Source organism: Brevibacillus sp. RS1.1 (assembly GCF_013284365.1).
GTDB classification, from domain to species: domain Bacteria; phylum Bacillota; class Bacilli; order Brevibacillales; family Brevibacillaceae; genus Brevibacillus; species Brevibacillus brevis_D.
In genome coordinates, this window is record NZ_JABSVA010000003.1 from 723,934 (window position 1) to 743,806 (window position 19,873).

Annotated in this window: 26 protein-coding genes; 13 read left to right on the top strand and 13 right to left on the bottom strand. The window is 48.0% G+C overall.

What is annotated here, in order from left to right:
* Nucleotides 1-31: 31 nt before the first annotated feature.
* Nucleotides 32-1,249, bottom strand: a complete 1,218-nt coding sequence (locus HP570_RS13920; protein ID WP_173626078.1) for an MDR family MFS transporter — start codon at nucleotides 1,247-1,249, stop codon at nucleotides 32-34.
* A gap of 134 nt (nucleotides 1,250-1,383) precedes the next feature.
* Here HP570_RS13920 and HP570_RS13925 point away from each other — a divergent pair, with 134 nt between their 5' ends.
* Nucleotides 1,384-2,265, top strand: a complete 882-nt coding sequence (locus tag HP570_RS13925) for a LysR family transcriptional regulator (protein ID WP_012685945.1) — start codon at nucleotides 1,384-1,386, stop codon at nucleotides 2,263-2,265.
* Between the two features lie 8 nt (nucleotides 2,266-2,273).
* On the opposite strand, the gene HP570_RS13930 is transcribed toward HP570_RS13925, so the two are convergent.
* Both HP570_RS13930 and HP570_RS13935 read right to left on the bottom strand, forming a co-directional pair.
* On the bottom strand, nucleotides 2,274-2,942 hold the full coding sequence (locus HP570_RS13930; RefSeq protein WP_173626079.1) for a phosphatase PAP2 family protein: 669 nt from the start codon (nucleotides 2,940-2,942) through the stop codon (nucleotides 2,274-2,276).
* Nucleotides 2,939-3,391, bottom strand: coding sequence for a YaiI/YqxD family protein (locus HP570_RS13935; RefSeq protein ID WP_016739836.1), 453 nt, complete (start codon nucleotides 3,389-3,391; stop codon nucleotides 2,939-2,941). The genes HP570_RS13930 and HP570_RS13935 overlap by 4 nt, the downstream gene beginning before the upstream one ends.
* Before the next feature lie 69 nt (nucleotides 3,392-3,460).
* Here HP570_RS13935 and HP570_RS13940 point away from each other — a divergent pair, with 69 nt between their 5' ends.
* Entirely contained in the window at nucleotides 3,461-3,787 is a 327-nt protein-coding gene (locus HP570_RS13940; RefSeq protein WP_012685942.1) for a hypothetical protein, read from the top strand.
* A 70-nt stretch (nucleotides 3,788-3,857) separates the two neighbouring features.
* On the opposite strand, the gene HP570_RS13945 is transcribed toward HP570_RS13940, so the two are convergent.
* Nucleotides 3,858-4,778: a S8 family peptidase gene (locus tag HP570_RS13945; RefSeq protein ID WP_016739835.1), complete on the bottom strand. Its 921-nt coding sequence runs from the start codon at nucleotides 4,776-4,778 to the stop codon at nucleotides 3,858-3,860.
* Between the two features lie 187 nt (nucleotides 4,779-4,965).
* Between HP570_RS13945 and HP570_RS13950 the strand changes: the two genes are divergently transcribed.
* Nucleotides 4,966-5,238, top strand: a complete 273-nt coding sequence (locus tag HP570_RS13950; RefSeq protein ID WP_173626080.1) for a stage VI sporulation protein F — start codon at nucleotides 4,966-4,968, stop codon at nucleotides 5,236-5,238.
* A gap of 110 nt (nucleotides 5,239-5,348) precedes the next feature.
* Here the strand turns inward: HP570_RS13950 and HP570_RS13955 are convergent, their stop codons facing one another.
* The 4 genes from HP570_RS13955 to rnz all read right to left on the bottom strand — a co-directional run bounded on the left by HP570_RS13955 (nucleotide 5,349) and on the right by rnz (nucleotide 7,478).
* Nucleotides 5,349-5,438, bottom strand: a complete 90-nt coding sequence (locus HP570_RS13955) for a YjcZ family sporulation protein (RefSeq protein ID WP_100169674.1) — start codon at nucleotides 5,436-5,438, stop codon at nucleotides 5,349-5,351.
* 128 nt (nucleotides 5,439-5,566) lie between these two features.
* Nucleotides 5,567-6,223 (bottom strand): YczE/YyaS/YitT family protein, encoded by a 657-nt coding sequence (locus HP570_RS13960; protein WP_173604311.1) that lies wholly within the window; start codon nucleotides 6,221-6,223, stop codon nucleotides 5,567-5,569.
* 30 nt (nucleotides 6,224-6,253) lie between these two features.
* Nucleotides 6,254-6,478, bottom strand: a complete 225-nt coding sequence (locus HP570_RS13965; RefSeq protein ID WP_064199827.1) for a hypothetical protein — start codon at nucleotides 6,476-6,478, stop codon at nucleotides 6,254-6,256.
* Nucleotides 6,479-6,521: 43 nt separating this feature from the next.
* Nucleotides 6,522-7,478: a ribonuclease Z gene (rnz, locus tag HP570_RS13970; RefSeq protein ID WP_087343925.1), complete on the bottom strand. Its 957-nt coding sequence runs from the start codon at nucleotides 7,476-7,478 to the stop codon at nucleotides 6,522-6,524.
* 126 nt (nucleotides 7,479-7,604) lie between these two features.
* Between rnz and HP570_RS13975 the strand changes: the two genes are divergently transcribed.
* From HP570_RS13975 to HP570_RS13985, 3 genes are read left to right on the top strand one after another with little or no spacing between them, the layout of a single operon-like run.
* Nucleotides 7,605-8,597 carry an ABC transporter substrate-binding protein gene (locus tag HP570_RS13975; protein ID WP_173626081.1) on the top strand — a complete coding sequence of 331 codons (993 nt, stop codon included), beginning with the start codon at nucleotides 7,605-7,607 and terminating at the stop codon, nucleotides 8,595-8,597.
* Between the two features lie 6 nt (nucleotides 8,598-8,603).
* Nucleotides 8,604-9,407 carry an ABC transporter ATP-binding protein gene (locus HP570_RS13980; protein WP_173626082.1) on the top strand — a complete coding sequence of 268 codons (804 nt, stop codon included), beginning with the start codon at nucleotides 8,604-8,606 and terminating at the stop codon, nucleotides 9,405-9,407.
* Nucleotides 9,388-10,194, top strand: coding sequence for an ABC transporter permease (locus tag HP570_RS13985; RefSeq protein ID WP_012685931.1), 807 nt, complete (start codon nucleotides 9,388-9,390; stop codon nucleotides 10,192-10,194). The genes HP570_RS13980 and HP570_RS13985 overlap by 20 nt, the downstream gene beginning before the upstream one ends.
* An 80-nt stretch (nucleotides 10,195-10,274) precedes the next feature.
* Here HP570_RS13985 and HP570_RS13990 read toward each other — a convergent pair whose 3' ends face one another.
* From HP570_RS13990 to HP570_RS14000, 3 genes are all read right to left on the bottom strand, one after another.
* Nucleotides 10,275-10,661, bottom strand: coding sequence for a VOC family protein (locus HP570_RS13990; RefSeq protein WP_064199823.1), 387 nt, complete (start codon nucleotides 10,659-10,661; stop codon nucleotides 10,275-10,277).
* 65 nt (nucleotides 10,662-10,726) lie between these two features.
* Complete coding sequence (locus HP570_RS13995) at nucleotides 10,727-11,686, bottom strand: tetratricopeptide repeat protein (RefSeq protein ID WP_173626083.1); 960 nt, start codon at nucleotides 11,684-11,686, stop codon at nucleotides 10,727-10,729.
* A gap of 54 nt (nucleotides 11,687-11,740) precedes the next feature.
* A complete protein-coding gene (locus HP570_RS14000) occupies nucleotides 11,741-12,115 on the bottom strand; it encodes a hypothetical protein (RefSeq protein WP_012685928.1) in 375 nt (124 codons plus the stop codon).
* 168 nt (nucleotides 12,116-12,283) lie between these two features.
* Here HP570_RS14000 and HP570_RS14005 point away from each other — a divergent pair, with 168 nt between their 5' ends.
* A complete protein-coding gene (locus HP570_RS14005) occupies nucleotides 12,284-12,727 on the top strand; it encodes a DUF2621 domain-containing protein (RefSeq protein ID WP_173626084.1) in 444 nt (147 codons plus the stop codon).
* A gap of 65 nt (nucleotides 12,728-12,792) precedes the next feature.
* Nucleotides 12,793-13,035: a hypothetical protein gene (locus tag HP570_RS14010; RefSeq protein WP_173626085.1), complete on the top strand. Its 243-nt coding sequence runs from the start codon at nucleotides 12,793-12,795 to the stop codon at nucleotides 13,033-13,035.
* A 95-nt stretch (nucleotides 13,036-13,130) separates the two neighbouring features.
* Here the strand turns inward: HP570_RS14010 and HP570_RS14015 are convergent, their stop codons facing one another.
* On the bottom strand, nucleotides 13,131-13,730 hold the full coding sequence (locus tag HP570_RS14015; RefSeq protein ID WP_173626086.1) for a DUF502 domain-containing protein: 600 nt from the start codon (nucleotides 13,728-13,730) through the stop codon (nucleotides 13,131-13,133).
* 99 nt (nucleotides 13,731-13,829) lie between these two features.
* Between HP570_RS14015 and HP570_RS14020 the strand changes: the two genes are divergently transcribed.
* The 5 genes from HP570_RS14020 to HP570_RS14040 all read left to right on the top strand — a co-directional run bounded on the left by HP570_RS14020 (nucleotide 13,830) and on the right by HP570_RS14040 (nucleotide 18,682).
* Nucleotides 13,830-14,657 carry a sulfurtransferase gene (locus HP570_RS14020; RefSeq protein ID WP_173626087.1) on the top strand — a complete coding sequence of 276 codons (828 nt, stop codon included), beginning with the start codon at nucleotides 13,830-13,832 and terminating at the stop codon, nucleotides 14,655-14,657.
* Between the two features lie 152 nt (nucleotides 14,658-14,809).
* Complete coding sequence (locus tag HP570_RS14025; protein WP_173626088.1) at nucleotides 14,810-16,000, top strand: helix-turn-helix domain-containing protein; 1,191 nt, start codon at nucleotides 14,810-14,812, stop codon at nucleotides 15,998-16,000.
* Nucleotides 16,001-16,046: 46 nt separating this feature from the next.
* The gene (locus HP570_RS14030) at nucleotides 16,047-17,048 is read left to right on the top strand and encodes an ABC transporter substrate-binding protein (RefSeq protein ID WP_173626089.1); all 1,002 of its coding nucleotides are present in this window, start codon (nucleotides 16,047-16,049) and stop codon (nucleotides 17,046-17,048) included.
* Nucleotides 17,045-17,848 carry an alpha/beta hydrolase gene (locus tag HP570_RS14035; RefSeq protein WP_173626090.1) on the top strand — a complete coding sequence of 268 codons (804 nt, stop codon included), beginning with the start codon at nucleotides 17,045-17,047 and terminating at the stop codon, nucleotides 17,846-17,848. The genes HP570_RS14030 and HP570_RS14035 overlap by 4 nt, the downstream gene beginning before the upstream one ends.
* A 39-nt stretch (nucleotides 17,849-17,887) precedes the next feature.
* Nucleotides 17,888-18,682, top strand: a complete 795-nt coding sequence (locus HP570_RS14040; protein WP_173626091.1) for a DUF817 domain-containing protein — start codon at nucleotides 17,888-17,890, stop codon at nucleotides 18,680-18,682.
* Between the two features lie 56 nt (nucleotides 18,683-18,738).
* Here HP570_RS14040 and HP570_RS14045 read toward each other — a convergent pair whose 3' ends face one another.
* Nucleotides 18,739-19,722: an ABC transporter substrate-binding protein gene (locus HP570_RS14045; RefSeq protein WP_173626092.1), complete on the bottom strand. Its 984-nt coding sequence runs from the start codon at nucleotides 19,720-19,722 to the stop codon at nucleotides 18,739-18,741.
* Between the last annotated feature and the right edge of the window lie 151 nt (nucleotides 19,723-19,873).

The window sequence follows — 19,873 nt, forward strand, 5'->3', positions numbered from 1 at the left end:
ATGGAAAATGTTTCATTTCGCCCAAAAATATTTACGATCGAGCTATTTTCTTTAGATCATTCCCGATTTGTCCGGTTTGTTGTTCCATGCGATGCAGCATCCAGGCCACCCAAAACCCGATGACCAAACAAATGATCCACGGCAGCCATGGCATTTGCAAACGCAGCCCGACATCGTACACCCATCCTCCCGCTACCTGTCCAAATGAACCCCCGATGGCAATCGAATACCCGCTGAAGCCATAATAGGCGCCCACCAAGTCCTTGGGAGCAAAACGGGGAACGACATCCACCAGATTCGGGACAGCAATCATGGTACCCAGTGCAAAAAGGGACACATCCAAGAGAATGAGCCACAATGAATCGGCAAACGTGAACAAAAATAGTCCCACACTCATAAACAACGTCCCGATACCAATCAAGGTAAGCCTTTGCGGATAACCCTCCAGCAATTGTGTCACTTTCATTTGAAATAAGATCACAAACAGCGAAAGCGCAGAAAGCACGATCCCTACATTCACCTTGCTATGTGTAACATTTTCAACAAACAGCGGAATCGTTAAAAACACCTGCATATTCAAATAATAATACCCCATCAAAATAAAGGTATATCGTACAAACAGCTTGTCCTTCACTACCGTAGACATACTTTCCCATATACTATGCCGTGTATTCGTGGCGCGAATCGGTGGGAAGAAAAAGAAGATCACGATGGTATTCACTCCGAAAACGGCCCCTGCAAACAGCGAGATGTACGTAAAATCAATAGCCGAGAGTGCTGTCCCCACGATTTGGGAACCGACAACCGCAATATTGCCTAGCACATTGCGAAGGGAGAATACTTCTTTTCGAATGGCCTCAGGTGTAATAATGGCGTAGGCAGCAGAGCAAGCAGGCTCAAACAACGCCCCACCCAAACCGGAAAGAATCGCGGCAACAAAAAAGTGCCATGTCTCGGTACAAAAAGCGAACATCGCAAAACCAACGGCACGTACGCCCAATCCGAGGAACATCGCCCCTTTGTATCCGAAGGCATCCGCGATCACACCACCTAAAAAGGCAAGACCTTGCTGGGAGAACTGTCTGACACTCAGGACAATCCCTGCCATCGCCAGGGTCCAGCCGATGCTGCCCGTCAAATACAAAGTGAGATAGGGGATTAATGCATAAAAACCCATATTCATCATAAAAGATGTACTTAACAAGAGCTTCACTGAAAAGGGCGTTTCTCGCCACCATTCCCACTTCATTCCAATACCCCTCGCTCTCCCGATAGCCCACATGAAATAAGGATATCCCCAGCTTAGCGAACAGGGTATAATTTGGGAAACGAACATTTTTGTATATGGTAATCAAATATTTAGATAAGAGGGATTCCAACTGTATGGACTTCGAACAATTACGCGCTTTCTACACATTGGCCCAAACGAAAAATTTCACCAAGGCTGCGGAAATGCTCCACTTAGTCCAGTCTACGGTGACAATGCGAATCAAGCAACTGGAAGAAAAAGTTGGCAAACCTCTTTTCATTCGTGATAAAAGAAGTGTTGAAATTACGCAAGCGGGCTTAACCCTATTACCGTATGCAGAGAGAATCCTCAAACTGTCCCATGAAGCCCTAAATGAAGTTGCTTCACTCCAGCCTTATGAAGACTATTTATCAATCGGCAGCTTAAATGCGATCTGGACTTCTACCCTCGAGCCGATCTTGAAAGAGTACCACTATCGTTATCCACAAATTGCGATCAGCACAAAGACAGGCCACTCGTCCGATGTCATCCAGTATTTGCTGGACAACGTGATTCAAATCGGAATCGTATACGTTCCCCCATCCTTACCCAACTTTGACGTCATTCCAACGTGGGATGATGAAATCGTTCTTGTGTGCTCTCCAGAGAGCCCCATTGCCGCATCTACACAGGTCAATTCGCGCGAGCTGCGCAATCTGCCGTTGCTGTACATGAATTGGGGCCCTCCGTTTAACGAGTGGATTAGGCAGACACTGCCGCGTAATTATGTACCCAAACTAACCGTAGACAAAGCAGAGCTCGCCATCGATCTGATAAAAGAAGGTCTCGGCGTGAGCTTGTTGACGCGCTCTACCGTCAAAGCCGATCTTGCGGCTGGTACCTTGAAGGAACTGATCATAACAGGCAATAAGCCTCCCAAACGCTCAGCGTACATCGTCTTGCCGAAGGACAAAAAAAATAAACCCAGCGTAGAAAAATGGCTGAGTTTAATGAGTGAATTAGGGTATTCCACCTAGCTTCATGATTATCTGGAATGAGGTACGGGGTCGACGACTGTGCTTCGTCTCCCCATCCTTTCTTCATAGCCAAGACGAAGGAGAAAGTACCAGCACATCGATAGGAAAAAGCCGGTAAGCACATCACTCAAATAATGAACGCCCAAATACACACGGCTGAACGCGAGCAATGCTACAAAAATAAAAACCGCAGGCTGCACGAGCGACGACCATCTTTTCTCCGCAAACCATTGTGCAATCCAAAATGCGACCATGCAATAAAAGGCTGGTCCAATCATCGCATGACCGCTCGGAAACGAAAAGGACTCCGGGAGCTCAATCAGATTGACGCCACTCGGTCTAGGTCTGGCAAAGAACAGCTTTAAGATCTCATTTGCAACTTCACTGACACCGAGGGAAATGAGAACAAACATTGCCTCCACACGATATTTCTTTATGTATAGGACAGCGATTATAATCACCGCTACTGGTACAAGGAACATGCCTCCGCCCAGATTGGTTACCCATCGAAAAAAAGCAGTCCCAATATCCGAGCGAATCGACTCCGCAAATGCAATGGCAGCTTGATCCATACCGGTCACTTTCCCCGCTGCATAGAGGGCAAACATGATCGTAGCAAGTACCGCAAATGTAAGTGCTCCGCCTACATATCTATTTTTTCTCGTTGTCGGATTCATTGTTGATCTCCTCTTTCCATCAAAAAGCGCAAGGACTCCGCAAATCGCTGATCGTCTTCACGCGTGCGAGCGGCAGGCCCCTTCGTACGACCTCCTCCGCGCCGATATCTCGCTTTTTCATTTCGTTCTTCCAAATGAAACGCAATCCGTTCTGGGTCAAAAACCATCCCGTGTGGTGTCAGGGCATGGGCCCTCTTCCCGAGAATAAGCGCCGCCAAACCAATATCTTGCGTCACCACGACATCCCCTGAACTCGTTTCATTTGCGAGCTTCATATCTACCGCTTGTGGACCGGCATCTACCGTCACATGATTTGTGTTGCCAATTTGATGATTATAACTGGCAAAGGTCAGACAGATCCAGTCTAGCTCCTTGCACAATGCTTGGGCAGTTAAGAGTGCCTGGCGCGGACAAGCATCCGCATCGATAAGAACACGTCCTTTTGACATGGTTGCTCCTTTCGTGTGTATTTCTCTCCCCGTACGGATTCATTTTTGGTATGATGGAGGTGGAGAGGAGTGAGTTCACCTTTGCGCTATCAATTTATCCATGATGAACGGCTAGGTATACGGCTTCCCGTGCTGCATCTGGAATGGGAAGATTATTCGACTGTAGAAAGAGCGGACATGTTGCTAGAATGGGAAGAAATCCGCGCGTCCATTCCAGATCAAATACACCGGGTAGAGAAGGTTATCGTTGAGAAAACCAACCAAATGTCCGAAGAAGAAAATTTCGTCAGATCTTGCGAATTAAACAGCGAGATCCACGAATTGGCCAGTGTTATTAACGATCTTAATATATGGTTCCGTGTCCAGCAAGACCATGACACCAAAATCCATCAATAATTCGTTTGTAAAAAGCAACAGCTCCTTGGCTTCATTTCTAGCCTCGGAGCTGTTTTTTTTCGTAGGATCGCTATGCTCTTTTTCGCTTGCGACCAATTTCTAGCGCCTTCAGCCCTGCTACATGTGGCGCAGCCATCGAAGTACCATTCAGCTTTTTAAACTGATTTCCCGGCCACGTAGACAGAATATCAACTCCAGGTGCCTTCATATTTACGCCCTTGCCTCTCGCACTGAACGATGCCAATTTTCCCGTTTGATCAATCGCACTAACCCCTAAGACACCATCGTACCGCGCTGGATACTCCGCTTCTCCCCCTCCGTTACCTGCCGAAGCTACCAGTACGATTCCTTGTTGATGGGCCCGACCAACTGCTCTTGCCATTGCTTCGCTATATTGGGGCATACCAAAGCTCATGTTGATCACATCCATCTTATTGGCAATCGACCATTGCAGGGCCTGCAAAATGGTCGACAAGGATGATTGGCCATCATAATCAAAAGCACGGACGTCATACAAATGGGCCTCTGGAGACACTCCGACAATTCCTCTTTGGTTCATCTCAGCTACGATGATCCCTGCGACATGCGTACCGTGTCCATTTTGTTTGCCGCGGACAAGCTGGATGCCGCCTTTTATTTGATCCTTCAAATCAAAATGATCGCGGGAGATTCCCGTATCGATGACAGCGACCTTGACGCCTGCTCCACGCCCCTTGCGCCACAATCTCTGTGCCCCGACATATCGTACGCCCCACGGGATTTCATCCTCCCCTTCCGCATGGACGCTTACGGTAATGTTCTCCTCCACCATCGCTTTGTACCTTCGAAAAAGCTCCTCATGCTGCTCAAAAATCTTTTGTTTGACACACAAGCAAGAAAGGTCATCATAGCATCGCCATGGAAGTCTCTCGGTTTTCGTCAGAACCTTGGTTTTCAAATCTGACAGTATCTCGGTAAACGGCGTATCCCGATGAAAGCTGACAATTTTCAACCCACTAGCCTCCTGTCATGCATCGTTCTGACTCATCCTATGTCACGGCTCCCCCTATGGGTTTGGGCCATTGCACAACGTTAAGCAAAATAGGCGAATAACGACGTGAATCTGTCCAAGCGAACCCCCTTGCTTTTCCATATAACTGCATAGGGCAGACGTATTCTTGTGAAAGGAGCGTTGCATCATGGCAAAAGCAAAAGGAAAAGCAGGGGCAAAAGTCAAGCTCAAGACGAAGGGCAATCCACGTGATTTATTGAAATCCATCAACAAGAAAAGCAAGAAAAAATGGACGATGGGCGATGTCCGATCGCTGGCAAAAGACTTCTCCATGAAAGACTTGAGGGACGACAAGAAATTAAGCGAGCTGATTAAAAAAGTCAGCAAGGCGGTCGGTGTCAAATTATCCGACCAGCAAATGTCCAGTGTAAAAAAACAAGTTCACGATCGCCTCGGATAAGATAGGTCTCCCCCCTTGGCTTCGCCTCTATATGGCGAAGCTTTTTTTGCAAAACAAAAGAGAGAGCGAAAAATCGCTCTCCCTCTTGGCGAAGCTACCTAGTGTTTTCGTTAGTCGCAAGAGCAAGCTACGATAACGAGCAATACGAACAACACCAGTATTAAAGCAAAGTCGTCAAATCCTCCGTTGAACAGACTCATTCGCTTTCCCTCCTTTGCCAGCAACTAGTCATACTGTATGTGCGAATGCTCAAGGATGATTGGACCTTCGCCTATACAAAACGGTTTTTCCGGTATTTTTACACAGCTACTGGCAAATGGAGTGGAGATTAGCTCGCTTGTCTTTCAACTGGCTCTGGCAGACCGTACGGCTTTTTCATGATTTGACGCCAAAACGGAATCGTCCGTTGAATCATTGGCCCCGTTAATAGCGCTATTAGGATCGTGCCAATTGACACAGGTCCGCCCAAAGCAGCGCCTGCAAGCAGGACGGTTACTTCTATGATGAGGCGGACTCGCTGAATACTCCAGCCAAGACGCTCGTTCATCGCCAGCATGAAGCTGTCGCGCGGACCCGCTCCTAGAGAAGGAGACAAATACATCCCGATTCCGACAGCCAAAACAACAACACCTGCGAGAAACATCAAGACTCTCGCCCAGATTGATTGAACCTCAGGAATAAAATCCAACCATAAGATAAGATCGAGAAAAACGCCAAAGCAAACCATATTTAAGAACATTCCAAAATTGGGTTTGATTTTTGCCACCAAATACGTGGCGAAAATGACAACGACTCCTACGATCTGAGACCATAGACCAATCGTTAATCCAAAAGTTTTTTGCAGGCCGATGTGAAAGGTTTCCCAAGGGGCTACGCCTAGATTTGCTTTAATGGCCAGTACTGTACCGAATGCACCAACAAACAAGCCAAGAACAAACATCATGTAGCGAACTGCGATCGACCGGTTAAACCCTCTGCCAGACACGACTACTCATCTCCTGACGATGTGTGTGTTTTACTTCCAGCCTGCAATGACTTCGTAAAAAAGTCCGTCCTTCCGGTAATACGCTTCGGATTTGGAGAAGTTCAGGTAGGTCTGTGCCTCTGCAAGCTGCTCTCCCGTCAAAATGACCTGGCGTTGCTTGTTCACATCGTCTCGATATTCGACGACGAGGCTGACTTCTTCCGACTGACAATGTTGAATGAGTTCTTCTGGTGTAGTAAAAGTAATCCGCTTCATGCTCCTCCACCTCCTCCATCGTGATCATTCATTATAGCAGGGATTATTGCTTTCTCCCATCGTTCCTCTCTCGCTTTACAGAAATGCTTCCAAGATCATCAGCCAATTGGGTAGCTGGGAAAATTTGCTGTGCCTCTGCCAACAGATCCTCCATCGAAAAATCTCCGTCTTCATCTTCATAACGTGGACTAAAGTGAGTCAGACACAGTTCTTTCACGCCCGCCTCTTTGGCAATTTGAGCCGCCTCGCGTGCTGTAGAATGTCCGCTTCTGGTCGCCAGCTCCTTGTCGTGATGGGCGTAGGTCGCTTCATGGACGAGCAAATCCGCCCCTTTTGCCAGCTCCAAAACCGCTTGGCTCGGCTCTGTATCTCCACTGAAGACGATTTTGCGTCCTGGCTGCGGCTCTCCAACGAAGTCCTTTCCATCCAGAACACGACCATCCTCGAGTGTGACCTGTTCTCCTCTCTTCAACGCTCCAAATAACGGCCCTGACGGCACACCAGCCTGCTTTGCCCGCTCTACTTGAAATGCTCCTGTCTTTTCCTTTTCCATCACGGCATAAGCAAACGAAGGCACGCGATGTTTCGCCATTCGACAGCTCACCACGATCTCTTCGTCCTCGTAGATTACGCCCTCACTGACGATCTTTATTTCTAATGGATATTGCAAATGAACCGGACTTGCCTCCATGATACCTCGAAAATATCGGTCCAGCCCTGGTGGTCCGTACAGCTCTAATGGAGTCGGTTCGGTATTGCGCAAAGAACGACTTGCAAGCAGTCCGATCAGTCCGTACAGATGGTCCCCATGCAGATGAGTAATAAAGATTTTATCCAATTGACTAATTTTCATCGGGGCACGCAGTAGCTGGTGCTGAGTCCCCTCTCCGCAGTCAAACAACCACCACTTTCCTGCCTGTAAAAATCGCAAGCCGATCCCACTCACGTTTCTTCGCGTAGTGGGTGCACCTGATCCGGTGCCTAAAAATGTAACGATCACGCTATATCCATCTCCTTTGTGGCCTTCCCTCATTATGTGCCTGTCTCTATCTCTAGGCATTCACCCTTTTTTGTCTGGGCGCATAGCCTACAACATACAAAGCCTAGCAAGGAGGGACTCCTAATCATGAAACGATTTTTGGCGCTGGGGCTGGCCGCTTTTTTCGCTATGACGGCCGTTTTGACTGGCTGCTCCAGCACTCCTGAAAAAATAAGAATTGGTGAAGTGACTCGTTCTTTGTTTTACGCCCCGCAATATGTCGCACTTGAAAAAGGATTTTTCAAGGAAGAAGGGCTGGAAGTGGAGCTCTCCACCATACCCGGCGGAGATAAAGTGATGTCAGCTCTGTTATCTGGCGGCATCGAGGTCGCGCTTGTCGGCTCCGAGACCAGCATCTACGTCTCTCAGCAAGGAGCTGCCGATCCCGTTGTCAATTTTGCGCAGCTTACTCAGACAGACGGTACCTTCCTCGTCTCCCGCACCAAAATGGATGACTTTACTTTCGACAAGCTAAAGGGCAATGTCTTCTTGGGGCAACGGAAAGGCGGCATGCCACAAATGGTTGGAGAGTATGTACTCAAAAAGCACAATATCAATCCGCAAGGCGACCTGGAACTCATTCAGAATATCGAATTCAAAAATATCGCGTCTTCCTTCGCATCTGGTACCGGAGCGTATGTACAGCTGTTTGAGCCGGAAGCCTCCCGCTTTGAACAGGAAGGAATCGGCCATGTCGTCGCCTCTTTTGGCAAAGAGAGCGGAACGGTTCCTTACACGGTCTTCATGACAAAACAAAGCTATATCGACAGCAACGCAGCAGCTATCCAAAAGTTTACCAATGCGGTCTACAAAGGGCAACAGTGGGTTGCCAGCCACAGTGCAAAAGAAACGGCTGATGTGATAGGCAAGTACTTCGAGCAAATCGATCCAAAGATTCTGGAAACCGCTGTACAGCGTTACTTGGAACAGGGGTCCTATGCCACAGATCCCATTCTGGACGAAAAGGAATGGAACCAGCTACAGGATATCATGGATTCCGCTGGTGAATTAAAGCAACGCGCTGAATACAACAAGCTGGTAAATACCACTTTTGCGATCCAATCCAAAGAAGGGAAATAGGCCCTTATGAAGCAGATTTCTTCTACGCCGGCAAAAATAGAACTCGGCCACGTGACCCATCTTTATTTATCCACGACCAGGGCGTTCATGGCGGTCCAAGACATTAACCTGCGCGTGGAGGAAGGCGAATTCATTTGTCTGGTTGGTCCCAGCGGTTGCGGAAAGACGACGCTGCTCTCCCTCATTGCAGGGCTTGAGAAGCCGACAGCAGGCAAGGTATGGATCGACGGAAGAAAAGTCAACGGAACGTCCAGGCAAGTTGGCTACATGCTCCAGCAAGATTATTTGTTCAACTGGCGCTCCATCGAAGACAACGTGTTTCTCGGACTCGATATCCAAGGCATTCGTACCAAGGAAACAGAAGAGTACGCCCTGCATCTGCTGGATGAAATGGAGCTGTCCGATGTGCGCAAATCCTCTCCCTTGCAGCTGTCGGGTGGCATGCGGCAACGGGTTGCCCTCGTCCGAACACTCGCCTGTCAACCTGATGTGCTGTTGCTTGACGAACCATTTTCGGCATTGGACTACCAGACGAAACTCAAGCTCGAAGACTTGATCTTTTCAACACTGCGTCGGCATAAAAAAACGGCAGTCCTTGTGACACATGATCTCTCTGAATCGATCGCGATGGGCGATCGCGTCTATATCTTTTCACGCAACCCAGGACGCATCAACAGCGAAATTGTCGTACCCAGTCCCATCCGGGATGCTCTGCCATTCGACGCCAGAAATCATGATGGATTCCAAGACTTGTTCCATCGCGTGTGGAAAGAGATGGAGGTAGTGTCTGATGCAGCCAAAGGAAATTGAATCCGTCCACCGCCGCTACTTGCAGCTAGAAAAGCGAATGAGCTTTTCCGTCTTTGCCACACAACTGTTCCTCTTTCTCGTATTTCTCGGCTTATGGGAGCTATTGGCTCGAACCAATACCATTAATGCGCTCATCTTCAGCTATCCCACCAAAATTTGGGCTCAATTTTGGTTGCAGCTGCAAGATGGCAGTCTTCTCCCGCATGTCGGCTTAACCGTATGGGAAACGATTATCGGCTTTCTTTTAGGAACGATTCTAGGAACCGTCATGGCTACGATTATATGGTGGTCCCCTTTTCTCTCCCGCGTACTAGAGCCTTACCTGGTCATAGCCAATAGTATGCCAAAGGTAGCGCTCGGTCCGGTTTTCATCGTCGGCTTTGGTCCAGGTTTGCTCTCCGTCATAGCCATGGGATGCGCGATCTCGGTTATTATCACCACGATCAACGTCTACACCAGCTTCAAGGAAGTCAATCAAAATTACGTCAAAGTCGTGCAAACACTCGGAGGGAGCAAACGTCAAATTTTCACGCTCGTCATTTTGCCCGCTACCATCCCAACCCTTCTCGCAACACTGAAGGTGAATGTCGGCCTTTCGTGGGTAGGTGTTATCGTCGGAGAGTTTCTCGTATCCCAGCAAGGCTTGGGGTATTTGATCATATACGGCTTCCAAGTGTTTAATTTCACCCTGGTCATGATGAGCTTAGCCATTATCGCGGTCATCGCTACCCTGATGTATCAAGGCGTAGCCTATATAGAGCGGCGGCTCACCAGCCAGTTCAAATAGATGGCTTCTAAAAAACGGTGCCAACCATCAACCGGGGATGATTGCACCGTTTTTTCATGGACTAATATGTTCAAAGGAGGTTAGGGAGCCACGATCTCGACCTTTATTCTATCTGGGTCCTCGAAAAACAAAGCATAATGTCCTTCTCCTCCAGCATGGGGATGCCGCTCCTGATAAAGTAAGGAGATTCCACGACGAGCAGCTTCCTCCCGCAGCTTTTCCACATGTTCTCGATCCCGTGCGTAAAATGCCAGATGATTCAAACCGACTCGACATCGGTGATACGGAATGTCGAGGAATCGCTCTTCTGCCTGGACGAATACCAGATAGGTGCCATTCTGTTTCCAACTTACCCCGCTGGCCCATTCCTGATACCGCGTATAACCCAGCTCACCCTCCAGCAACCAACCCCAAAAATCTTTGGAGCGCGCCAGATTGGACACATACACTTCCAGATGATGCAGCAAAGCACAGTCCCCCTTCTTACAGAAAAACGCCCGACAGCGAAATGCCGGGCGCTCTATCTATCCACTTACTTCCAAAACTTCCACTTGCTCTTTTTCGTCATCGGATCGTCCATTTGGCTCTCGACGACTTTCTGTTTGGTGGCTGCTTCCACTTCGAGTGCTCCAGGTACCCGATTCAGGAAGTGGTCGATCATTGGCTTGTAGTTATCTGGCAAATGCTCTTGCATGTTTCGAAGGATGTCAATTGCCTTTTCCATTTGATCGGTCGCCAACAGAGCGTTGGCATAGTTGAAGCCCGCATACGGATACGGGAAGTGAGGCGTCCAGAACTTTTCACAAATCTGAATCAATTGATAGACATATCCTGCTTGTCCCAATTCTCCAGTCACAGTCATCACGACCTCAAAGCGGTCCTTCGCTCCTTCAATCGCTACCGTGTACCACTTCATCGCATTCAGGAGGTCCTCCTCCGTCACGGCAATACGAGCCAGTTGAAGCTGTGGTCTCCAAGCGCCTTCTTTACTTGCCAGCGCCTCCAGTTGCCCTTTCAGCTCATCCTTTTTCCCTCTTTGCATGAAGCTCTCGACAAACATGTTCAAGCCATTTTCTTGATTCGGGTCTTTGTGCAAACCTGTATGTAGGGTCTCGAACGCTTTTGGCTCATCTCCCTCAAACGCGAAGATTTTTGCCAAATTGGTGCAAGCCGTACCCGATGACGGGAATCGTTCCAGACAATCTGTCAGGATTTTTTTAGCGCTTTCAAACTCTCTCGCCTGCATATGAACGACTGCACGGAAAATGAGAGCAGACTCAATTGGCCCGTATAATTCGAGAAGCCTGTCGGCAGCAACAGCCGCTTGCTCGTGAAATTGACCCTTCACCAACTCCATCGCAAAATCGCGAAGCTTATCTTTTTCATCCCAGTACTTATCCAGATTTTGCGGAATTATTTTTTTCTGGTAATCCTCTCGGGACATATCGATGGTTTGACCAAACTCATTGGTAAACGTCACAAATTCAGACATGAAACAGCCTCGCTTTCATTTCCTCACAAAAGTTTCAAATGCTTGTATCGCCAATTAGATCCATGCTTTGATATTTACTTTACGGATAAATTCCTCCATTGATTCCTTCGCGGGTTCGTCATTTGCCTCTTCTGCATCTTCCATGCCCATCAGTTGTCGAAACAGTGCTTCGTTCCTTGTCGCCAATGCAAAGTCAAGTAATGCCTCATGCGAGATGCGATTAGCTTCTTCTTCCAGCAATTGCTCCTCCAAGGCGATATCCTCTTCTACAACGGCGATATGCTTATCAATTTTTGGAATGCGTAAAACCCAAGAAAATGCGCTGTCTGGATTGCGGTCACGAGCAATCAGGTAACCGTATTCACCCAAAGGCAAACCTTGCTCGAAGGAGTCGGCAACAATGACGACGCGTTGTCCAAGCTTGAACATGAGCGTCAACTCCCAATAAAGATTAATTCTAATCATACTAAATTGTATGTGTTCTTGGGAAGAGCAAACCCCCAAGGATAGGAAAACGCACAAAAAGTTTGTTGCCCGAACCAAAATAAGGTACAATTTTTACTAATGAATGGATATTGGTAATGAGGTGTACAAGGTATGGGTGAAATGTCTACAGGGTTTTCCCTGTTTATCGTTGGCTGGACCATTGTTCTTGTAAGTCTGATGGCGATTGGCGGGTATTTCATGTTCCGCAAATTTCTCAAGTCCATGCCCAAGCAAGACGGAAAATCTGACTTGGATTGGCAGGACCATTACATTGATCAGACACGTGCGCTCTGGACAGATGAGGGTCTGACCTTGCTCAATGAACTGGTTGATCCTGTGCCACAGTTGTTTCGTGATGTTGCAAGACGATCCATCGCAGCGAAAATCGGCCAGATCGCGTTGGAAGAGAAAGCAACCACCATTACAATAGATTTGATTGTAAAGGGGTACATCGTAGCAACCCCCAAGCGTGACCACAAATGGCTCATCGCCCACCTGAAATCCAAAGAAATCGATTATACGCCCTATGAGAAATATTTGAATGCCGAGGGATAATTGAAACTCCCTGTGGAGTCGTCCGTAGAAAATGGTAAGACCTTTTTGGCAAGGAGAAGATGTGGATGTCAGTCCTACTCACGATTTTGGGAATCGGTTTCGTTATTTTGATCGTTGCGATTGTCATCGTGGCGGTCCTCTTTAAGAAAGGCGCCCGGTTCTTATGGAAAATGACCGGACGTGGCTATCACAAATACAGCAGCAGTGATTACCGACATCGGCCCTCATGGAAGACGGGACATCGAACATACGGGCATCGTCACTATCGTCGCAAATATTCCAGCCATAGTTCATTTTTTAGTAGCTAACGTTAATAGAATGAGAAGGCACTCCAATTCGTTTGGGTGTCTTGCAACAAACCTCCAAAACCACAAGCTCAGTGGGGTTGGAGGTTTGTATGATTTTAAGCATCGCTACTTTTTTTAGTTACGTTTTGCTGCCCTCCGGATACCCCACCTGATACCAGAAATGCCATGACTTCTGAGCTTTCCGTATCGAGAAGCTGTACCTGATCACTCGGAAACAACAGGAGATTTCCTGCAAAATTGTACGACTGCGGCAGATAGACTGCTACGTGGTCTGTGAGACCGAAAGAATCGAGGCTTTCCTTTGTAATAAACCCAATGGCCTTTGCATTTCCATCCTTGGATAGCGTCACGAGCACCGGCTTGTCAAAACTCTTCTTCTCCCCTACAAACGCTCCGATCAAATCCTTGATGGACGTATAAATGAGTTTGATAAACGGCACTTTCTCGAAGATGGTGGATACGAGCGAAAGCACTCCGCGTGTCAGAACGTTGGATGCAAGGAAACCGATAATCGTGATGCCAAGTATGGTCAAGAGGACACCCAGTCCTGGAATTTGGAGATTAAACCACCTATGGACCAGCAGATAGAACCAGTTGTCCACGGTCGTGAAAATCCAATACAAAATATAAAGCGTCACTGCCAAAGGAATAACAAACAATAACCCCTCAAAAAAATAGCGAATGAAACGCTTCATCTCTCTCCTCCTCTCTCCTAACCACAATACCGTAATTATTGTACCTGATTGGATTGCCATCTGCTATGATGAAGGAAAAAAGAGAAAGTAGGGAGATTCATGCAAGCACTTGTCACACCTCAATGGCTCAAGGATCATCTGAATGATGAAAATTTGGTGATCGTCGATTGTCGTTTTGCTTTAAGTGCTTCTGAAGCAGGTGCAGAGGAATACGAGAACGATCACATCCCGGGAGCCCTCTACTTTCATCTAAACCGTGACCTTTCTGGCTCCAAAAGCGAGCATGGTGGACGTCATCCTCTACCAGATACGGATCTGCTGGCTGCCCATTTTTCAAATGCGGGAATCGATGCCAACACCACTGTCATCGCCTACGATGATCAGGAAATGGCAATGGCAGGACGGCTATGGTGGCTGCTGCGATATCTTGGTCATGATCGGGTAGCTGTACTTGACGGCGGATACGCTGCTTGGAAAAAGGCTGGCTATGAGGTAACAGCAGAAGTACCTACTGTACAAGCTCGTCAGTTCGTCCCCCATGTCCGTCACGACATGCTGGTTGACATGGAAGGTGTCAAAAAGCGCAGCGAGCACACTGTATTGCTCGATTCTCGTGCGCCAGAACGCTACCGCGGCGAGAACGAGCCGATCGACGCAAAAGCAGGTCACATCCCCGGGGCGCACAATTTCTTTTACAAGGACAACCTCGGCGCTGATCAGACGATGCTTCCGACAGACGAGCTGCAAAAGCGTCTCGCTCCTTACGCTGATAAAGAATTGATCGTCTATTGCGGTTCAGGCGTGACGGCTTGCTCTAATTTGCTCGCTTTCCATGCTGCTGGTCGAACCGATGTGAAATTGTATTTGGGTAGTTGGAGTGACTGGAGCTCGTATCCGGATAATCCGGTAGCTACCGGCGAAGAGTAATTCCATAATTGGAATGGCGGCGATCGCTTCCCTACGATACTGGGGAGCGGTCGCCTTATTTTTTTCTTCCTCTATCATTTTCGTCACCATTCATAGATAATAATTATCATTATCAAAAACGTGTACACGTGCCTGAAAAGGTGGATGGATTCATGAAGCATAACGAAGAATACGAGCCTAGTCGCCAAATGTCACTCAGCGAGGTTCGCTCATATATGATCTGTAACTTCGATCGTCCGTTAAACGTAACTACGTTGGCAGCGATGGCGAACTTGAGTCCGAGCTATTTTGGCGATTCGTTCAAGAAGGCTTACGGACAAAGTGTCATGGACTACGTTACGAGTCTGCGTATCAATCATGCCAAGCGATTGTTACGCGAGACAGATATGAAGCTGCGGGATATTGCGAAAACAATCGGGTATAGCGATGAGTTTTACTTTAGTCGGAAGTTCAAGAAGGAAGTGGGTGTATCCCCTTCCGCGTATGAAAGAGCATCCCAGCGCAAAGTTGCCGTCTACTCCCCTTCCCTGCTGGGACATCTAGTCGTACTAGGGATAATACCAGTCGCTGCTCCCCTGGATGCGAAGTGGACCCCCTATTACTATCAGCAGTATCAGCAACAGATCGCGGTTCATTTAAAAGCAATCGAAACACCGTGGAACGATGACAATCAAGAAATCACGCTTCTTTCTGCCAAGCCGGATGTTGTCATTAGCCACATAGAGCTTCCCGAGACTAACAGTCAACGCTTGTCCGCACATGGCATAGACGTCTTCACTCTCCAATCTTCTGGCTGGAGAGAGCAATTACGTGAAGTTGCCAGCTACACGGGCAAAGAAGCAGCTTGTGACTCCTGGATCGCTTTTTATGAAGCAAAAGCGGCTACCGTTCGCGCAGATCTGCAATCCGTGCTCAAGCAAGATAAATTTGCGATCATTCGACTCTATCGGGATGGCATCCATCTCTACAACAACAAGGGAATGAAGGAGCTTCTATGCGATGATTTGCAGCTTTCTCTTGTGGAACAGGAAACGGAACCTTGCAATCGGCCAATCACGCTCGAACAGCTCGCAAGCTATGACCCGGAGCGAATCCTGTTGTTCGTTTGTCTGGATGAGTCGACACGCCTAAGCTGGCTGACTCTCCAGCATCATCCGCTTTGGAGAGGACTTCGCGCTGTTCAACATGGCTATCTCTACTCCTTGCCCTCCAACCCGTGGTACGAGTATTCACCGGTTGCCATGAACCGAATGCTGGATGAGATCATGCTGATGATAACGGGGAAAAGTCCAAATGCCATTCAAGGTGTTGTCCATGGAGCCCCTTTCTTGGGTGAATTATAATGTTTCCCAGTGAGAAACATTATCACCGAGAGGGGATTCCACTTTTATGACAAAGAAAACTAGCCTTGCGCTGATGCTGACCACGACGATGCTCGTTGCGGGACTGGCAGCAGGCTGCGGGAACCATGCAAACAGTGAGGCAGTAGCGCAGAAGGTCGATTCGTCCGCGACTGGGAATGTCGCAGGATCGGCAAAGAGCTCTTCTGATCAGCCTGCCTACCCGCGGGTACTAAAAGATGAAATGGGTAACGAGGTGACATTACCTGCCGCACCTGCCAAAATATTCGCTCCCAATCTGGAAGATACTTTGGTCGCACTGGGCGTTGCTCCGGTCGTGCAGTGGTCATCTGGCTCAAGACCGAAAATGTATTTGCAAGATCAACTAAAAGATGTGCCGTCCATTGCCTTCACAGGCGGATTGCCTCCAGAGCCGGAAGCGGTTATGGCCCATGAACCAGACCTCATCCTCTTGCACAATGCCAACCATATCGAGAGCGGCGTGTACGATAAATATAAGATGATTGCGCCGACGTATGTATTCAAGCAAGCAAATGCTGATCTTGATTCTTCCGTACGAGTGATTGGCGATCTGTTGGGCAAATCGACGGAAGCTGAAAAAGCTTTGCAGACATATAAGGAGCATGTCGAGGCAGCCAAAAAGGAGCTGGCCCCTCATATCCAAGGCAAAAAAGCAGCGATTATTCGCTTCAATGGCAGAGGGATGTTCTTCATCAAGTACGATTTCTTCAGTGGATATGTCCTTACCAATGAACTAGGCTTTTTGCCGAGCCAGGTTGTATCGGGCGGTGACATCAATTTATCACTAGAGAGCTTACCCGATCTGGATGCGGATTATATTTTCCTGATCAACGACGCTGGTACGGGGGATGCGTTCGAGAAAGAATTAACAGAGAGTCCTGTTTGGAAAAGCATGCAGGCAGTGAAGAACGGTCGTACGTTTAAAGTAGAGGGAGATCACTGGTTAAGTGGTGGCCTAATCGCACATAGGAAAGTCATTGACGATGTGAAAGGATTGATTGCAAAATGAGAATGATAGAGAAAAACAGCTACTCCCCTCATAATTGTGTGGAGTGGACACTGCAATCAAGCCATGGTCGTGACTATCGGATTATGATTGCGATTCCGGAAGCTGAGGCCCCTCCTGAGGGGTATGCGGTTATTTATGCCGTGGATGGCGATGCGATGTTCGGAACAATTGCCGAGACAGTAAAGTTGCAAACCCGCAAGCCCAAGGGCTACAACCCAGCCATTGTTGTAGGAATTGGCTATCCCTCACGACTACCATTTGACATGGACCGCCGTTGTTACGATCTGACCATGCCTGTGGACGTAGCTACACTTCCTGACCGACCGAATGGGCAGCCTTGGCCCGAGCATGGTGGAGCTGATTTGTTCCTCGATTTCCTTGAACAGCAGCTGCTGCCAGCTATTTCTTCCGAATGGCAGGTAAATCCGAATAAACAGGCGATTTTCGGCCATTCCTTGGGCGGTCATTTCACCCTGTATACGATGTTCTCGCGCCCGAAGCTTTTCTCACACGTCGTTTCAGGCAGCCCTTCCGTCTGGTGGGGCAATGACGAAGTATTGAGAGAGCAGGAACGCTTCATCGCCGAATGGAAAGGCGATCATGAAATAAGGCTGCTTGTCATTGTTGGCGGCGATGAGCTCACCTTCATGGTCGAGGGTGCACAACGGGTCGTCGAGCGTATGGAACCACTCGCTACCAAAGGTGTTCAAGTGAGCTACATCAAATTCGAAGATGAGGGCCACGTAAGCGTGCTGCCTTCCGCTATTAATAGACTTGTGCGGTTTGTGCTTGCGGATTAGCCCTCTGAAACTACTTTCGTAAACGTAAAGGACAGACAAATGATACGATATATGCGTCTATTGCTTCATTTTGGCTATCAAGAAGCCATGTCTTGCTTGTTTCCGGTCTTTATTTTTGGTTCGCTCGCCTTGTCCAAATTCGTCACCATTCATGGTTTGCCAAGGTATGACCTCCTGCTGTTGCTCTGCCTGCTCTTCCAGATTTTCATGGTGAAAAGCGGCTTGGAGTCTCGGGACGAATTGAAGGTCATCACAGTCTTTCACGTGATCGGGCTGTGCTTGGAAATATTCAAGGTACATATGGGATCTTGGAGCTATCCAGAGGATGCGTACAGCAAGGTGTTTGGCGTTCCTCTGTACAGTGGGTTTATGTACGCTAGTGTCGCGAGCTACTTATGTCAAGCGTGGCGTCGCCTAGAGGTTTCTCTCTCTGGCTGGCCGAATCAGATTATCGCCACCATTTTGGGCGCAATGATCTATCTGAACTTTTTCACCCATCATTATATTGGGGATTTGCGTTGGGTTCTGATGGCAGCTATTTTCATTGTCTTCTGGAAAACACGTGTTTATTTTACCGTCGCGAACGAGCGGCTTTTCATGCCCATCCCTCTTGGTTACTTTTTGATCGGTTTTTTCATTTGGATTGCGGAAAATATAGCGACGTTTCTTGGCGCTTGGAATTATCCGAATCAAAGAGCAGGCTGGGAGCTCGTGCATCTCAGTAAAATCAGCTCGTGGTTTTTGCTCGTCATCGTGAGCTTTATTATCGTGGCAGAGTTGAAGCATGTAAAATCCAGAAGATCCCAATCCCAAGATAGCAAGAAACACATATAAAAAGCCTATCCACTCTTTCGTACGAAACGTCAAGGGGTGGATAGGCTTTCTCTTCTTTATTTAATAACGTTGCTGAGTACATTCTCAATCATTTGACGATTGGCAATGACGCCTGTGTAAAGCCAGCTGGAATCTTTCGCAAACGTATACGCATTGCCATTCTTCACAGCAGGGATATTCGTCCATACTGGATCCTTTTGAAGCTGTTCCACAGCAGTCGGATTACTGTTTACGATAAACAAATACTCGGCATCGAGTTCAGCCAATTTCTCCATGGAAATCGCGTTCCAGTTTGCATCTCCTGACTTGGAGATTTCCTGAACGATGGCAGGAACCTTAAAGCCGAGGTCCTTGTAAAGCACATCACCGCTAGACAAGTCCTGACGTGCTACGTACACATTTTTCCCCGTCATCCACAGTGCTGCCGCTGATTTTTCCCCAATCGCTTTCTGCAGCTTTTGCTTGGACTCCGCTGCAAATTTCTCGTAATCCGCCAGCACTTTCTTTGCTTCTTCCCCCTTGTTGAGGACTTCTCCTACAGTCAGGAGCTCTTTACGCCAATCGCTGTTCTTTTCTTTTCCAATGGTGTAAGTAGGAGCGATTTTCGAGTACTGGCTATACTTGTCGCCTTCGATTAGGGTCGCGCTTTCCAAAATAATCAGGTCAGGGCTGTGACTCATCACGACCTCTGGCGGCAGATCATAAGGAATCGCTGGAATACCCCCCAGCTCTTTTTGCAGGTAGCCTTGTACCTGGCTGTTCCCTACTGACCATTGTGCAACTGGCTTCACTCCCAATGCTACTAAATGATCCTCCAGATAAGAAGCAATCACGCGCTGCGGTTGAGCTGGGACTGTTACTTCATTTCCCATCGCATCCTTCAGTACCCGTGGGGCTTCAGCCGCTGGTGTCGCGGTCTGGCTGTTGCTCGCTTGTGTCTCTGGACTCGCAGCGTTCGGCTGGCCAGAGCAAGCACTCACGATTGTAACGAGGCTTGCCAATACGACACTGGCTATCGAAAGTTTGGCTGTTTTCTTCATCGGTTCGTTCCTCCATCTGCGTCATGCCTTCAGGCAGCAAAAAATTGCCAACTCGAATGCATTTCAATTGAGAATAATTATCATAATCACAATGGGTATTATAGCGGATTATGGCAAAATGCTCAACTTTTTGTTTTATGGAAACAAAAAA

Bases quoted from the DNA above. Each gene is read 5' to 3' on its own strand.
- HP570_RS14030 (WP_173626089.1), top strand. From the start codon at position 16,047: ATGACAAAGAAAACTAGCCTTGCGCTGATGCTGACCACGACGATGCTC.
- HP570_RS14010 (WP_173626085.1), top strand. From the start codon at position 12,793: ATGTCAGTCCTACTCACGATTTTGGGAATCGGTTTCGTTATTTTGATC.
- HP570_RS14020 (WP_173626087.1), top strand. From the start codon at position 13,830: ATGCAAGCACTTGTCACACCTCAATGGCTCAAGGATCATCTGAATGAT.
- HP570_RS13980 (WP_173626082.1), top strand. From the start codon at position 8,604: ATGAAGCAGATTTCTTCTACGCCGGCAAAAATAGAACTCGGCCACGTG.
- HP570_RS13935 (WP_016739836.1), bottom strand. From the start codon at position 3,391: ATGTCAAAAGGACGTGTTCTTATCGATGCGGATGCTTGTCCGCGCCAG.
- HP570_RS13975 (WP_173626081.1), top strand. From the start codon at position 7,605: ATGAAACGATTTTTGGCGCTGGGGCTGGCCGCTTTTTTCGCTATGACG.
- HP570_RS14000 (WP_012685928.1), bottom strand. From the start codon at position 12,115: ATGTTCAAGCTTGGACAACGCGTCGTCATTGTTGCCGACTCCTTCGAG.
- HP570_RS13930 (WP_173626079.1), bottom strand. From the start codon at position 2,942: ATGAATCCGACAACGAGAAAAAATAGATATGTAGGCGGAGCACTTACA.
- HP570_RS13925 (WP_012685945.1), top strand. From the start codon at position 1,384: ATGGACTTCGAACAATTACGCGCTTTCTACACATTGGCCCAAACGAAA.
- HP570_RS14025 (WP_173626088.1), top strand. From the start codon at position 14,810: ATGAAGCATAACGAAGAATACGAGCCTAGTCGCCAAATGTCACTCAGC.
- HP570_RS13965 (WP_064199827.1), bottom strand. From the start codon at position 6,478: ATGAAGCGGATTACTTTTACTACACCAGAAGAACTCATTCAACATTGT.
- HP570_RS13955 (WP_100169674.1), bottom strand. From the start codon at position 5,438: ATGAGTCTGTTCAACGGAGGATTTGACGACTTTGCTTTAATACTGGTG.
- HP570_RS14005 (WP_173626084.1), top strand. From the start codon at position 12,284: ATGGGTGAAATGTCTACAGGGTTTTCCCTGTTTATCGTTGGCTGGACC.
- HP570_RS14045 (WP_173626092.1), bottom strand. From the start codon at position 19,722: ATGAAGAAAACAGCCAAACTTTCGATAGCCAGTGTCGTATTGGCAAGC.
- HP570_RS14035 (WP_173626090.1), top strand. From the start codon at position 17,045: ATGAGAATGATAGAGAAAAACAGCTACTCCCCTCATAATTGTGTGGAG.
- HP570_RS13920 (WP_173626078.1), bottom strand. From the start codon at position 1,249: ATGAAGTGGGAATGGTGGCGAGAAACGCCCTTTTCAGTGAAGCTCTTG.
- HP570_RS14015 (WP_173626086.1), bottom strand. From the start codon at position 13,730: ATGAAGCGTTTCATTCGCTATTTTTTTGAGGGGTTATTGTTTGTTATT.
- HP570_RS13995 (WP_173626083.1), bottom strand. From the start codon at position 11,686: ATGTCTGAATTTGTGACGTTTACCAATGAGTTTGGTCAAACCATCGAT.
- HP570_RS14040 (WP_173626091.1), top strand. From the start codon at position 17,888: ATGATACGATATATGCGTCTATTGCTTCATTTTGGCTATCAAGAAGCC.
- HP570_RS13985 (WP_012685931.1), top strand. From the start codon at position 9,388: ATGCAGCCAAAGGAAATTGAATCCGTCCACCGCCGCTACTTGCAGCTA.
- HP570_RS13950 (WP_173626080.1), top strand. From the start codon at position 4,966: ATGGCAAAAGCAAAAGGAAAAGCAGGGGCAAAAGTCAAGCTCAAGACG.